General features: G+C 60.8%; 13 protein-coding genes and 2 pseudogenes. 4 read left to right on the top strand and 11 right to left on the bottom strand.

Annotated features, from left to right (window positions below; translation table 11 throughout):
* Positions 1-2: 2 nt before the first annotated feature.
* From BMI01S_RS09705 to BMI01S_RS38525, 6 genes are all read right to left on the bottom strand, one after another.
* On the bottom strand, positions 3-1,880 hold the full coding sequence (locus BMI01S_RS09705; RefSeq protein ID WP_081723368.1) for a type II and III secretion system protein family protein: 1,878 nt from the start codon (positions 1,878-1,880) through the stop codon (positions 3-5).
* A gap of 104 nt (positions 1,881-1,984) precedes the next feature.
* Positions 1,985-2,818, bottom strand: a complete 834-nt coding sequence (cpaB, locus tag BMI01S_RS09700; RefSeq protein ID WP_028230534.1) for a Flp pilus assembly protein CpaB — start codon at positions 2,816-2,818, stop codon at positions 1,985-1,987.
* Positions 2,819-3,005: 187 nt separating this feature from the next.
* On the bottom strand, positions 3,006-3,560 hold the full coding sequence (locus tag BMI01S_RS09695) for an A24 family peptidase (protein WP_154671200.1): 555 nt from the start codon (positions 3,558-3,560) through the stop codon (positions 3,006-3,008).
* Positions 3,561-3,613: 53 nt separating this feature from the next.
* Positions 3,614-3,784: a Flp family type IVb pilin gene (locus tag BMI01S_RS38535; protein ID WP_062880701.1), complete on the bottom strand. Its 171-nt coding sequence runs from the start codon at positions 3,782-3,784 to the stop codon at positions 3,614-3,616.
* Positions 3,785-3,943: 159 nt separating this feature from the next.
* Positions 3,944-4,114: a Flp family type IVb pilin gene (locus tag BMI01S_RS38530; protein WP_062880700.1), complete on the bottom strand. Its 171-nt coding sequence runs from the start codon at positions 4,112-4,114 to the stop codon at positions 3,944-3,946.
* Positions 4,115-4,264: 150 nt separating this feature from the next.
* Entirely contained in the window at positions 4,265-4,435 is a 171-nt protein-coding gene (locus BMI01S_RS38525; protein ID WP_062880699.1) for a Flp family type IVb pilin, read from the bottom strand.
* 747 nt (positions 4,436-5,182) lie between these two features.
* Between BMI01S_RS38525 and BMI01S_RS09690 the strand changes: the two genes are divergently transcribed.
* The 4 genes from BMI01S_RS09690 (at position 5,183) to BMI01S_RS38575 (ending at position 9,441) form a co-directional block, all read left to right on the top strand.
* The gene (locus tag BMI01S_RS09690; RefSeq protein ID WP_081723367.1) at positions 5,183-6,436 is read left to right on the top strand and encodes a glycosyltransferase family 87 protein; all 1,254 of its coding nucleotides are present in this window, start codon (positions 5,183-5,185) and stop codon (positions 6,434-6,436) included.
* Positions 6,433-7,704 (top strand): glycosyltransferase family 87 protein, encoded by a 1,272-nt coding sequence (locus BMI01S_RS09685; RefSeq protein ID WP_051381378.1) that lies wholly within the window; start codon positions 6,433-6,435, stop codon positions 7,702-7,704. Before BMI01S_RS09690 ends, BMI01S_RS09685 begins: the two co-directional genes overlap by 4 nt.
* Before the next feature lie 15 nt (positions 7,705-7,719).
* Positions 7,720-8,817 (top strand): glycosyltransferase family 2 protein, encoded by a 1,098-nt coding sequence (locus tag BMI01S_RS09680; RefSeq protein ID WP_042289028.1) that lies wholly within the window; start codon positions 7,720-7,722, stop codon positions 8,815-8,817.
* A 324-nt stretch (positions 8,818-9,141) separates the two neighbouring features.
* Positions 9,142-9,441, top strand: a complete 300-nt coding sequence (locus tag BMI01S_RS38575) for a superinfection immunity protein (protein WP_081723366.1) — start codon at positions 9,142-9,144, stop codon at positions 9,439-9,441.
* A gap of 505 nt (positions 9,442-9,946) precedes the next feature.
* On the opposite strand, the gene BMI01S_RS09670 is transcribed toward BMI01S_RS38575, so the two are convergent.
* The 5 genes and pseudogenes from BMI01S_RS09670 to BMI01S_RS09650 form a co-directional block, all read right to left on the bottom strand.
* Positions 9,947-11,227: a glycosyltransferase family 87 protein gene (locus tag BMI01S_RS09670; protein WP_051381377.1), complete on the bottom strand. Its 1,281-nt coding sequence runs from the start codon at positions 11,225-11,227 to the stop codon at positions 9,947-9,949.
* A 2-nt stretch (positions 11,228-11,229) separates the two neighbouring features.
* Complete coding sequence (locus BMI01S_RS41890; protein WP_028230530.1) at positions 11,230-11,589, bottom strand: GtrA family protein; 360 nt, start codon at positions 11,587-11,589, stop codon at positions 11,230-11,232.
* 235 nt (positions 11,590-11,824) lie between these two features.
* Positions 11,825-12,973: a glycosyltransferase family 87 protein gene (locus BMI01S_RS38875; RefSeq protein WP_161635522.1), complete on the bottom strand. Its 1,149-nt coding sequence runs from the start codon at positions 12,971-12,973 to the stop codon at positions 11,825-11,827.
* A 328-nt stretch (positions 12,974-13,301) separates the two neighbouring features.
* A pseudogene (locus BMI01S_RS09655) lies at positions 13,302-13,451 on the bottom strand (phosphomannomutase/phosphoglucomutase); the annotation flags it as partial.
* A gap of 389 nt (positions 13,452-13,840) precedes the next feature.
* Positions 13,841-14,337, bottom strand: a pseudogene (locus BMI01S_RS09650) (hypothetical protein); the annotation flags it as partial.

Below are 14,337 nucleotides of genomic sequence, written 5' to 3'. Positions count from 1 at the left end.
CTTCAATGAGCGGGGGTTTCGTTCGACGCGATCCGTGCGGCCTCGCGCTCGATTCGCAGCGCGCGCGCCTCACTGTCCTCGCCAAGCGAAGGCACGAGGGCCTGCGCGCTCACCTGCGGCGCGGGTACGGGCTGCGCGAGCGCTTCTGCGGGCACCGGCCCTGTCGTTGCCGGCCCAGTCGGAGCCGTCGGCTCGCGCCTGGAAGAGACCTGCGGCGCGGGCTGCGCAGCCGGCGTGGCGGGTGCGCCCGGCGCAACGGGCATCGAGGCGGGAGCGGCCGGCACGGCCTCCGTACCGGCAGGCGCCGGCGCGGTGGGCGCAAATCGTCCCTGGTTGCGATTGGCGCGGCCTTCCATGTTGCCCGTTGCGTACACGTCGGCCTCGTTGGCTCGCGAGAAGCTGTCCGTGGGCATCTGCAGTTGCGCGATGTCCGCCACCGGCTTCACGAGGTGCGGCGTGATGATGAAGATGAGCTCCGAGCGGTCCTGCTGGAACGAGGTGCTCCTGAGCAGCGCGCCTAGCACCGGGATTTCACCGAGGCCTGGCACCGCCTTGAGCGAGCCAGTAATGTTGTTGCTGATGAGCCCGCCGATCGCGAACGACTCGCCATCGTGCATCTGTACCGTGGTGGAAGCACGCCGCGTCGTGATGAGCGGCAGGATGCTCACGCCGCTCGTGTTCGACGCGCTCAACGTGACGCCCGTGGGCGAGAGCTCCGAGACTTCCGGCGCGACCTTGAGGTTGATGCGCCCGCCGTTGAGCACCGTAGGCGTGAACTTGAGCCCCACGCCGAATTCCTCCTCCTGCAGCGTGATCGCGGTGGCGGTATTGCCGCCGCCGCTTTGCGGCACCGGAATGTAGATCTTCCCGCCGGCGAGGAAGGTGGCTTCCTGACCGCTGATGGTGACGAGGTTGGGCTCCGCCAGGATCTTCACGAGGTTGTCGGTCTTCTGCGCGTCGATGGCGAACTTGAGCGGGAGGTTGTTCGCCTTCGAGAAACCGAATGCGCTCGAGACGCCGGCAAGCAGGTTGCTCACGAGTGCGCCCGTCCAGGACCCGAAGCCGCCCTGGATATTGACGGCCGAGCCGAGTTGATCGATCAGCGTCTTGCTGACTTCGGCGACCTTCACTTCGAGCATGACCTGCTGCGGCGAGTCGACGCTGAGCATGTTGATCACGCCGCCCGTGTGCGCGCCGTTATTGCCCTGAGCGCCGCTCACGCCGAACACCTTGGCAATTTCCACGACCTGCTGGGCTGCCTGCGCACTCGACACATGGCCCGCGAGCACGATGTTGTCGGCTGCGGTCGAAACGTGGATGTCGCGCTCTTGCGGCATGAGTTGCGTAAGCGCGGCCTGGAGGCCGCCAGCGTCGGCGCTGACGATCACATCGATCAACTGACATGCGCCGCTCTTGCCCTGGATGATCATGTTGGTGGTCCCTACCGCCTGGCCGACGACGTAGAGTGTTTGCGGCGATACCATCGTTGCCTGGGCGACCTCCGGATTGCCGAGCGTGCGGTTGCGCACGGGTTCGTCGATCGGCACGAGCGTCGACTTGCCAAGTGGCACGACCACGTTGCTCTCGTTGCGAACGGGCCCCACGCAGTTCGGTCCGCGCAGCGGTCCCGCCACGGCTTTGGGCGGCGCGCCGCTGCCTTGCGCCGGCCCCATGCTGATCGTCATCTGCACGGGGCCCTTGCCCATTGGAACCGAAGCGCTTGCGGCTGCCTTGTCCTGCGCTGCATTCCCGTTTGACTGCTGTGCCCAGCCCGGTGTCGAAGTCATCAGCCCGGCGCACACCCAGGCAAGCGTTGCGACACGCCACGGACGAACGCCGTTGCAGGCCCCCGTGGACCCCACGTTTACTTTGGTATCCATATCGTTATACCCCGTGCTTACCTGCGTTTTAATGGCGGCTACGCCGCTCACTCGCCCTCTGCCCAGATGGTCGTCGCCGGGCTCAGGCTACCGTTCTGCTTTTTTCAGAAACATTCCTGACTGCCGGTCACGCCCGAAAGCACGCCGATGCAGTTGCGCTTCACTGCACGCTCGGCATACTTCACTCGCACCGGGTGCGCCGGTTCCGGCAGCGGCACGGGGGGCGGCACTTGCCTGCCCAGCAGGGTTTCTTTTGTGACGCCCTCGGTTAGCAGCTTGTTGTCATCCACCTGGTTGCGCAGTACGAGTGAGAGCGTGCCCACGCTGCGCGCGAGATCGAGTTTCTCCGCCTGCTCGGGCGTGACTTCCAGGGTCACCGCGTTCACCACCTTGGGCGCCGTATCGTCGCGATTGACCTGCTGCGCTACCGCCAGCACCAGAATCTTTTCGAGCACGATCTTCGAGATGCTCTGCTGCTGGGTATCGGCCTTCTTCTCGGGCTCCTGCGTGTTGACGATCACGTCCACGTAGTTGCCCGGCAACGCGAAGCCCGCGACGCCCACCACGTCGTTCACCCGGACCGTGATTGCCCGATGTCCCTCGCCGATCACGGCGGAGAGCCCCCCTTTCGTGCCCACGGGGGCGAGCTTCGACTCGAGCACCGGCTCGCCACGCGTGAGGCTTGCGCGGACCACTCTTCCGTCCAGATCCTTTGGTACAGCGAACGTTCCAGGAGGGAGGCTATCCTTTGGCCAGCTGACCGTTCGGATCATTGCCTCATTGATCGGCTGACCGAGGTTGATATCGTCCGATGCGACGGCAACTGGTACCGTGGCGCCCGACGACGTCTGGATCAACCATTTGGAAGCGAACACCACTGCGGCCAGCCCGGCCAGCAGAGCAATCGCGAGCATGACGAACGCGCGGCTGTTTTTCATGACATCCCCCGTATCCTTTCGAGAAAACATATGATCGACGGAACGAATACGTGAACCTTGTTCCGCGGGCACCGGCCAGGCAAAGTCGCGCCGGCAACCCTCAATCCCCAGTACTGCCTTCTTCTCGCGCACCCCTTAGGTCACCTCGGGGCACGCTCCTGATCCCACTGCGTTGCGCTCAGCGCCTTTAGCCCACCGCCGTGAACAGCACTGCAACGGTTCCCGCCGCGATCGCGACACCATACGGAATCGATCCCACCGATTCCCTCGCCTCGCCTGGCGTGACGCCTGCCATTCGCGCGGCGCGTCCCGCTCCCGCCAGCAACGCTGCGACGTTGCCCATAAGGCGGCCCAACTTCCCACGCATCAGTGCAACCCCTAATGACCACACTCCGCCGATGATGAAGGTGTTCACTGCGATGTCGACCGTCACCGCCGCTCCAAGCCAGGCGCCCAGCATCATCAGCAACTTGACGTCACCGGCCGCCATGCCGCGCAGAAGATAGAACGGCAGCAAAAGGGCGAACCCGGTGACTGCGCCGCCGAGCCACGTCGCGCAGCCCGGAAGAACGCCACGCAGTGCCATCTGGACCAACAGCGCGGAGACGAGCCCGAGCGCGATCAGCCGGTTCGGAATCCGGCGGCTGACGATGTCCGTGCTGGCCGCGAGGATTGCCAGCACGATCACGCACAGCGGAACCGGTTGCGGCGGCAAGTCAACAGAAAGTATTGTGAAATCCATTTGTCCCCCCCGGGCGATACCCGCCGTGTTATGACACGCTAGTCAGCGCACGATCAGAGCGCAGTGATAATGTCGGAGAAGACGCTTTGGAGCGTCGTACCGATTGATGCGATGCTTGCCATGATCAGCACCGTGATGAGCGCCGCGAGCATCCCGTACTCGAGCGCCGTGATGCCTTCTTCATCACGAGCGAAGGTCTTTGCGTAAGCGATGATCTTTTGCATTTTTTTGAACTCCGGTTAGATGAGTGGGGTTGCTCCTGGTCCGGCTGGTACTAGTACTAGAGGACGGAGCACACTCCATTGCTGTCCTCGAACGTTCCGGCTTTTGGCTGCATTGGGCGAGTGGCAACTGGGTTACGTGCTCACTCGCCCCTCCAGCAGTTAGATCGCCGTAGCAACATCGGAGAAGACGTTCTTTAGCGTGGACCCAATCGATGCGATGCTCGCGATGATCAGCACCGTGATCAGCCCTGCGAGCATCCCGTACTCAAGAGCCGTAATACCGTTTTCGTCACGAGCGAAGGTCTTTACCTGAGCGATGATCTTTTGCATTTTTGATCTCCAGTAATGTGAATCTGGTCAGTCCCGGTCCGTGTGGCATTGAGGACTGGTTGAACGACATCCGAAAACTCCACGAAGTGACTTCGGCCGCGCAGCGCGGTGTGTGGCTTGCGCATTCACACCCACTCGCGCGCGCAGCAGTCAGATCGCGGTAGCAACGTCGGAAAAGACATTCTTCAGCGTCGAGCCGATCGATGCGATGCTTGCAATGATCAGCACTGTGATCAGGCCTGCGAGCATCCCGTACTCGAGAGCCGTGATGCCGTTTTCGTCACGCGCGAAGGTCTTTGCCTGAGCGATGATCTTTTGCATTTTTTGATCTCCAAATGGATAAGTACATGGTTAACCCCCGTTCCATGTGGTTTTGAGGGTGCGTGGACTACGTCACCGGTTCAGTGCTGCAGTCACAGGCGCAGTTCTACGCGTGTCAAATCGATGACTTTGTGCGCTTTGCCACACGCGCAACGATTTCATGTGTCACAACACACCAAATCGGGAAAATTGACACGCTGCATGTGGTCTAGCTCGCTTAAAACGCCGGGCCATGCTCGCCAGTAAGCGTGCTTGATCCACTACTTAAGTCTCCGCTCACCACGACGGTCTTTCCTGTCCAAATCGCTTCCCTACTTCTGAACCCCATCTTTTGCGGCATAGATACAACCTTCGTTCTAAACGATCGTTCGTCAGTGGGTAGAGGTGCAATTCGTGATTGATTGATAAATCAACCCGTTTCTAGCCAAGTTCTACGTACGCCAAGCGGGCGCTTTACCGCTCAAGGACTGCTTGCCGAGAAAACACTATCTGTCCGATGAGGCGCACGTTTTCGGTGCGCTACGGCTCGCATCTTTTTTCTGCAATTTCTTAATTAATAATGTTGTCACACGAAAGTGTTGGCTCGCGAACGCTGGCAATGCAGTCGGCATTGCTCCCGATGCCGCCATCTCTCAATAATTGGGGCAACACGCAGGCAGTCCCCTGGACCGGACTTCCTGCGTGGACGGGGGCAAAGAAATAGGCGGCAATGCTGCCAACTGAAAAGATTCAACGGGGACTACAAAGATGGGACCACTTGAGCGGGATGGCACGCGCGTGCAGCCGACTGCGTGCTCCTGGCTTTCGCGCGGGAGACTCATTGCTTACAGCAGCACCATGCTCGTGATCGGCATTGGCTTCGTGGCGCTCTGGGCATGGGTGACGCATGGCTTTTCCACCTCAGGGGGCTGGCGACCGGGCTCCGACCTGCTTGTGTTCTGGTCGGCCAGCCACGCAGTCCTGCAAGGTCAGGCTTCCACCGTTTTCGACTACTCGGCGTTCTCCCGGACCGTGGCCGAAGTGACAGGTGGCTTGCCGAGAAGTGCGTTTATCCCTTGGCTTTACCCCCCCACGTTTCTGTTGTTCGTCACGCCACTCGCGCTGTTGCCGCTTCCGCTCGCTTATTTCGTTTTCCTCAGCGCGAGCGCTTGCGCGTTCGTCTGTGCAACCGTTCGCGTGTCCGGGCTCGCACAGGGACCGCTTGGCAGTGCGGCGGCTCGCTACGTCGTGCTCGCCATGCCATGCGCGATGGTGTGTGCCATCTTCGGGCAAAACGCCCTGATTACTGCCGCGCTCGCCGCATTTGCGATCGCGTCGATAGACCGGCGTCCCGCGGTCGCGGGGATTTGCATCGGAATGCTCGTGATCAAGCCGCAACTCGGCATCCTCTTCCCACTCGTTCTGATTGCAGCACGTGAATGGAAAGTGTTTGGATATGCCGCTCTGACGGCCGCACTTTTTTTGATCGCAAGCGTGGTGCTCTTCGGGTCGCCTTCGCTTGGGCAGTTTGCCGGGAACATCGGGATGGCACGTGAGCTCATTCTCGAACACGATGTCCGCTTCTGGCTCGCCTCTCCATCTGTTTTCGCGTCGCTGCGACTCATTGGCGCGTCGCTAGCCGCGGCGGAATTGACGCATGGAGCGGTTGCGCTCATCGCTGCTTGCGGCGCATGGACCATTTGGCGCTCGACGCGCGACACTGCCCTACGGGCTGCCGCGCTCGGCACCGCGACCCTGATTGTCACACCCTATGTTTGGCATTACGAACTGACGTGGCTCGGTTTGTCATGCGCAGGGTTGCTCGCGACCGGACTGCGGCGCGGGTGGCTACGCGGCGAGCAGCCAGTGCTGCTCCTCGTCTGGCTCCTGCCGGTGTTCGAATTCATCAACCAGATTCTCAGGCTGCCGCAAATCGGACCCGTGATCCTGCTTCTCATGCTGCTCGCGGTGCTCCGCCGCGCACGCATCGACCCACTCCTCCAGGCGAGCGACCCATCATGAATCAGACGATTTTTCGTGAGTCCACGAGCACGCTCAGGGCTGCACTTGCTCAGCCTCGCGGCGACACACAGACCCACTCGCACTGGTTGGGCGGCCAACGCCTGTGGGTCTACCCGCTGGCCGCGCTTGCTTACTATCTTTGCGTCGCGGTGGCCTATGTCTATCACCTGGTGTGGCTGAGGGATCCCCAGCTCAGCGTACTGGCGGTGGACTGCCTGCCGTTCTGGAGCGCCTCGCACCTCGCACTGCAGGGACATGCGGTGGATGCATATAATTTCGCCATCCTGAAGCCCGTCGAGGAATATGCCGCCGGCCGCCCCGTCGGCGTGCTTCCGTGGCTTTACCCGCCGACGTTCCTGCTGTTCGTCTATCCGCTCGCACTGCTGCCGTTCACCCTCTCCGCACCAATCTTCCTCTTCGGCACGCTCGCTCTCTTCGTCAAAGTGGTCAAGACGATCGCCCCGTACCCAGGCACGGCCCTGATCGCAATCGCCTTCCCGGGATCCGCGCTCGTGCTGACCGCCGGCCAGAACGGGTTGCTCACGGCATCACTGGTCGGGCTCGGACTGGTCCTGCTGCGCAATCGCCCGATACTCGCCGGCCTGTGCTTTGCTCTCGTCGCCATGAAGCCACAACTGTGCGTGCTCATTCCGCTCGCGCTGCTCGCTTCGCGATCATGGCGCGCGCTGGGTGCGATGATCGCGGGCTCGCTGATCTGGCTGGCGATCTCGGTGCTGGCTTTCGGCAGCGAAACGCTAGTCGCCTTCGTTCATAACATGGGTGTCGCAAACAGCTTCGTCGAAACGGGTCGGGCGCATCTGTTTCGCGTGCCCACGCTGTTCGGAGCGCTCAAACTGCTCCATGCTCCCACCGCGCTCGCCGGCGGTGCACAGGCCATATCCGCGCTGTGCGCCGTCGCCGCGGTCTGCTACGCGTGGGGACGACCCAGCGCCTTCGGGCTGCGCGCCGCGGTGCTCGTGTGCGCAAGCATGCTCGTGAGCCCATACCTCTACGACTACGATCTCACATGGTATGGAATCCTGATCGCATGGGTGGTTTATCACGCCAGAGAGCACGGTTTTCAACGCGGACAGCGCGAATGGCTGGCCGTACTCTGGCTCGCCCCCATAGCCGGGCTCACGCTCGTTTCCCATTCGCATGTTCCGTTTACCCCGCTCATCTCGATTGCCACGCTCTGGATGCTGATCGCGCAGATCGCGCGCGAGCGACGCGCGCAGGCAGTTCCCACCATTGCAGCCTTGTCGTAAAAGGGAGAAGACATCATGGACACGCCTATCGGCCGGGACGCACGCCGCGTGGGATTCGCGCTTGAGTCACCCCTCATCTCGATCGTCGCTCCGTTTTACAATGAGGAGGACGGCGTGGGAATGTTTTTCGAGCAGATCGTCGCGACGATGGAGTCGATCGCCTCGGTGCGCTTTGAGATCGTCTGCGTCAACGACGGCAGCCGCGACGCCACGCTCGAAAAGCTGGTCCTCGCAAGCCAGAGCGACAGACGCATCAAGGTCGTCGACCTGACGCGCAATTTCGGCAAGGAGGCGGCACTCACTTCGGGCCTGCATGAAGCGTGCGGAGACGCTGTCGTCGTGATCGACGCAGACCTGCAGGATCCGCCCTCGTTGATCCCGGAGATGATCGCGCGATGGCAGCGCGGCGCTGAAGTCGTGCTCGCCCGGCGTGCCGACCGCGCCTGCGATTCCTTTTTAAAGCGTACGACCGCGGCGCTGTTCTACCGCGTTCACAACGCACTGTCGGAATTGAAAATCCCTGAGAACGTCGGCGACTTCAGACTCATGGATCGCCAGGTGGTCGATGCGCTGTGCAGTCTTCCCGAACGGCACCGGTTCATGAAGGGCTTGTTCGCATGGGTCGGATTCAACACGGTGACGATCGACTATGAACGCACGCCGCGCAGTGCGGGCAAAACGAAGTTCTCGGGATGGCGCCTGTGGAATTTCGCACTGGAAGGTATTACGAGCTTCAGCACTGTACCGTTGAGAATCTGGACGTATATTGGTTGCGCGATAGCTGCCCTCGCATTCGGCTACGGTACGTTCATGGTCGGGCGCACATTGCTGTTTGGCAACCCAGTCCCCGGCTATGCTTCCCTGGTTTCCCTCGTGTTGTTCATGAGTGGAATTCAGTTGGCCGGCATCGGTGTCATCGGCGAATACATCGGGCGCATTTACGACGAATCAAAGGAGCGGCCCGTCTACCTCGTGCGCCGACGCTACGGCTCGAGTGCCAAGGTCAGCGTGCTGCCGGTGGAGCGTGCAGATGCCCGTGCCCATACCAATAGCGCGCAACTGGATCTGGTGCAATGGCGTGGTGCGTCGCAGGTACGAGCCGCCGGCCGATGACAACGAGACGTTCAAGGTCCGCGTTCAATGTGCTGCATTTCGCGATGCGTGTCGTGGCGATTGCCAGCGACGAGGCACGCAGTGAATCGAATGATCTGGACTGGAGTTTTTCTTCGTCCCTCGTCGTTGGGGACGACCGGCATTAGGCGAGTCGCGTGTCTCACTTTGTCTGGCAACGCATTGATCAAGCCGGGGCTGGCGAATATAAATTCAGTTAGCCGGTTGGCCTCGAAATCGGATTGCTTACAGACTGATGTACAGCCAATAGGCACCATGCGGCGCGGCGCGTGATCTCACGGTTGCGCTAACTTACGGGGGGGCAACATGTCTGATTATGAATCGAGCACCGGGCCCGCGCACGCACTCAGCGATGCCGGCGGACTTCTTGTCATGCTGGTGTTGCTATATTTCGTTCCGTCGATCATCGCTTTCCGGCGTGTGCACCATAAGCGTGGTGCCATCAAGCGGCTTAACGTGCTGTTCGGATGGTCGGTGCTCGGCTGGATTGTCGCCTTGATCCTGGCGCTTACTCCTGTGCAGAAGGCGCACCGTAGCAATGAGCGAATGCCCGTTAGTGACTGTGCAAATCCGCGCGGAAGCGAGGATGGTTTTTCGCCGGTCTAATGGGCATGCCATCGTTTTGCTGCCCCTCCGATATCAGTGGCGGGCGCGCGTGAGCTGAGACGGCAAATGAGATCGGCTGGGATTGGCAGGTGTTTTCCAGATCGATAACGCGTCGTAGCCTGCGACGGCGTAGGCCGCTGGAAGCCGCCACGCCAGCCAATGGAAGAGCGGCACTGATCAACGCACTGGGCGCATGGCAGATATCCACTGTCGGATGAAGTGCTCCTCGCTGCCATCTTCGCCCGCGGCTTCGCCGTTCATATACGGCACGCGCGGGCGCGGCCTGGGGAAGCGGTGCGCCTCGCAGTCGCCACGTGCTGCGAGGCTAGCCGGGAGCTACGACCAGGAAGCGCCGAATACACGGCGAACGGGTCATCGCAGCCGCATTGGTGTTCCGGTTTTGGCGCATGCTTCTCGCTACCACGCGAGGCACTGCAAACTTACGCAGGGGCACACCGGGTATTGGATACACACGCAGAAAGCGGCGCGGACTTGACTGATCGATTCAGCGCGAGCCGCCGTGCCCGGGGACCGCAACCATACCGGCCCACGCGTTTGCGGGCACCGCCCGCAGGGCCATATAGCGCCTCACGACGACCAGCAGCAGCGCCATGACGATGAGCGGCACGTAGATGCTCGCCGCCCACTCTCCCGGCGAATAAGTGACAATCGGCGAGATCCACGCGCTCACCAGCACAACGCCGTCGCCCCGAATCCACCCATTGCGGCCACCGTCCCGCACGAGCCACAGGATCGGCAAGCCCAACAGGAGCAGGTCGTAGGGCATCAGATAGGTCGGCACCAGCAATGTCGCCAGCACAAGCGCCGACGCCCGCAATTCGAACGACGCGCGCACGGACCAAAGCCAGGCAACGGCACTCACAGCGGGTACCGCCACGACCGCATGGAGTAGATACGCTGTCGGCACAGCCGCGCCGAAATGACGTGCGGCGCCGAACGCCGTCGCAATCCCACGCGGCCAGCGGTCCGAATACTCAATGACGAAGTGGTTAAAAGCAGGCAACGCCTCGGCGAATCGTGCGAACGTCGCAAATCCGAGCACCAGCGCCGCGAGCGCACAAAAAACGCCGACGGTCAGCGCCGCCGAAGCGAACGCGCGCCAGTGCCTGCCAAACAGCAGCGCGACAGGGATCATGAGCCCCAGTTGCGGCTTGATGGCAAGCAAGCCGAAGAGCATTCCAGCGATCCACGGCCGCCTCTCGAGACAAGCGAGGCCGAGACCCAGGAGTCCAAAGGTCAGAAATGAGTTCTGCCCGGAGGCGGCCGCGACCCAGATGGCGGGAAAAGCGGCGACCGGCAGCCACCATGACCAGTCTCTTACCGGCGGCAGGATGGATCTGCATGCCTTGAACGCGAAGGCGATTCCGGCCAGTCCATACGCCAGATACGAGACCGTAAACGGCAACAACGCAGCCGGAAGCATGACCAGGAGGAACGTAGGCGGATAGGTCCACGGGGTCACGAATGCGGACGGCAGCATATTCTGAAGCGGCAAAGCAATCGGCTCGAGAAGGGCGGTGTCGAACGCATTGACTGCCGGCCCGTGCAACGCGAGCCAGGAAGCGCTCCAGAAAACGGCGAAATCCCAGCCTGGTGGACTGACGTTGGGCATCGGGTCGATTGATCCGAACCATATTCGCAGAGAAAGGTATCCGATGTTCACCAACAGCACGAAAGCCGCGTAGGCGCGGATACGTTGGGCGTCGAGCCAGACAGGCGCTCTACCCGGCGGCTGGATGTGGGACTGAACAATGTCGTCGTGCATGGTCAGGCTGCCTGATAGGTCCATCGGGCATGGAGAAAATAGGACAGTGCAGGAATGCAAATGACGACGGCAAAGGTAGGTAGCCAGATCGTCTGCCGCCCGCAGAGCAAGGGAATCAGCGTCGCGGCCAGAAAACCCGCGATCGAGACCGTGGCAAAGCGCAGGAAGCGCGCCACGGTCGGACGGGAGGAGAAGCTCCACAGCGTCTGCAGCAGATAGGAGACGATATTGGCAATGAGGAACGCCGCAACGTTAGCGACTGTGGAGTCGCGAACCAGCCAGCTGAACACCGACCAGGCGATCAGAACATGAACGCCGGTCGCGATGAGCCCAGCGATACCAAATCTGACGATGCGCGGCATACTGCGTCGCTCCCGGAAATGTACGAGGCTCGAGGCAGGAGGTCGGGGCGCCCCTTCCTTTCGTAGGGCGGCGCACCTCGTGACGCTCGTGCCTCGCGTTAGCGTGTAGCTACGAGTATGAAGCAATCGCGAGAGCCGTGGCAGCCGCAACCGGTGTGAAATCGTTCGCGAACCCACACTGCCGTGGTGGGCGCCGAGGGGCCCGCTTCTGTCGGGGTCCATTTCCGCAATCCGCTCAAGTCACACCCCTCATGGTATGCCCAGGATAGGAGACTACGTTGTTGGGCTTCACACGCGCCCGTAATGCGATGAGCACCAACAGGCCGAACAGAATCGGAAGGAGAAATGCACCGCATGGAAGGTTGGGGAAATAGAGGATTTTCAGGAACGACGGCAATAAGATCGCCCACGCCAATGCGATAAGCGCATACTGCCAAAGCGCACCGCCCCCGCGTCTCCTAAAGTCGTTGCACAAGCAAATTATCGGTATCAATAGCCATGCAAGATCGTAGTAAACGAGGTAAGGCTGGATCAGTATGGCAGTAACGACTGCCGAGGCGTTTCCGAGTTGAGAGATTGGTTCCCTGAGCCAAATTCTTATCGTGACGATTAATGCACACAAGGCAACGGCCGAATGCATAGCGTATGCAAGTCTCAAGTCGAATCCATAGCGGAGGCTAATCGCTAGTACGGTCGGCATGGCATTCCAGAGATTTCCAACATTGCTCGTGAACACCTGCGATTGGAACCACGAGGCGGCCTCAGCAAACCTCAGCCATTGTTGCAATCCGAAGGCAGTTGTGCCAGCGACGCAAAACAGCACCGCCGTAATCGCGGCGGCGCCGAACGCTCGATAGTGGCGACCGCAAAGGAAGAGTAACGGAAACACAACTGCAAGCTGCGGTTTTATTACCAGCATGCCAGCACATACTCCTGCCAGTGCCGGGCGCCTGTCGAGCAAACCCAGTGCACCGGCAGCGAGTGCAAGCGTGATCAATGAATTTTGGCCGTACACAAGACAGATCCACACACCAGGAAACGCGGCGACGGAAAGCCACGGCACTGAGTCGGCCTTCAATGCGAGCTTACAGGTGAGGACGCCGGCAATAACGCTTATGCACGCAAAGACCGCGTAGGAAACAGGGAAAGGCAGTAAAGCAACGGGGTAAATCACCATCTGGAACGTCGGCGGATATATCCAGGGCCCGAAGTTAGGCGGCGCTATTGATCGTTCGACAGTATCCAGAAGTGACTGGTTAAACGCGGCGTCTGCTCCATTGTGCAGCGACAGGAATGATGTGCTCCAGAAGACACGAAAATCAACACCGAGAGGTGGCACGTCATGGACGCGATAGACCCAGCAACCGGCGGCCCAGAGTCCCATGGCTACCATCTGGTAGATTAAAAGCGCGGCGCAATATTGAGCGACCCGATTCCTCGTCAGCAGCGTCGTGCTTAGACAATTCGTGGTTGCAGTTCGCAAAACGCCCTCCTATCGTTCTTATTTTGAGTGGAAACCCTCCAGGCAACGCATTTTGAAGTAACGGCGTCAAACACAGCGTGTGACAGCGAACATGTTTCCGGCATTTGACGCTGGAGCCGACTTCGGGGTGCAAAAAACGGTGCGGCGCCGGGCGGTGGGACCGCTCGACGCCGCGTTTGCCTCTACTCCAAAGTCCGCTTCAAGACAGGATCACGGGGACACAAAAGCCTCAGAACGGCAGCTTCGCATCCGGCTTCTCTGCGAGAATTACGCGCTTGAAGTCGGCCTGGATGCGTGCGAGCGCCGCATCGTTATCGGCCTCGAAGCGCATCACGACGACTGGCGTGGTGTTCGACGAACGCGCCAGGCCGAAGCCGTCCGCACAAGGCTCGATCCAGGAAGTCGGGTGCACCTTCCTTTCGTGGGGTCGCGCACCTCGTGCCGCTCTTGCCCTGCGATAGCGTGTTGCGACGCGTACGAAGGAATGGCGAGACCCGCGGCAGCGGCAACCCGTGTGAAATCGTTCGCGCCTTCGCGCCCACACACGGCGGCTATATAGGCCACCTATAGGTTTGCCGCCCGCGTGCCGCCGGGCCGCCATACCTTTCCAGGCGCGTACGCATTTATATCGAATGTCGGCAATCAGGATCAGGTGATCTTTCCCAGATGCGGAGCGATCGCGAGAGCCCCCTTTAACGGCGAACCCTACTGACCATCAAAACGTTTCATATGCAGACGCCAACATGGCGTCGGTGAGCCGCGGCCAGATCATGGATCGACCACGTATGATCCGGTCAGTTTTTCTACTTGACGGCCACGGTCGTCGGGGCAATCACGCAAAAGCGGCAGCGCCTCGTCGCGAGTGAGCGAGTCTGCCCATGCATAGATCCTTTCCCGGCAAGGGATTTCCACGTATTCATGCATAAAGTGAGTGAGCGCAAAGGATGCGAGCAGGAACGCCGCGGCGCCGGTAAGCTGATAGGCGAATACATAATTCCCATGCAGAAGCCACGCCACGAGCGGCAAGGCAAATACGGCGTGACTGAGGTACATGGCGTACGAAATCCTGCCGAGATATTGCAACGGGCGCGTTTGCAGCAAAGAAGCGAGCGGTCCGGAATCCGTAATCAGAGACGCGATGAGCATGCTGAATACAACGGGTGCCGAAAATGCCGACAACGGAATCATGTACGCACCTATCATGAGCCCAGCGGCGCTGATAGCCAGCACCACTTGAATCTTCGGTGTGCCTATCGGCCTTAGCA

Source organism: Paraburkholderia mimosarum LMG 23256 = NBRC 106338 (assembly GCF_000739815.1).
Lineage (GTDB): Bacteria > Pseudomonadota > Gammaproteobacteria > Burkholderiales > Burkholderiaceae > Paraburkholderia > Paraburkholderia mimosarum.
The sequence above is the reverse complement of the archived record's forward strand: the minus strand, read 5'-3'. Positions and strand labels throughout refer to the sequence as shown.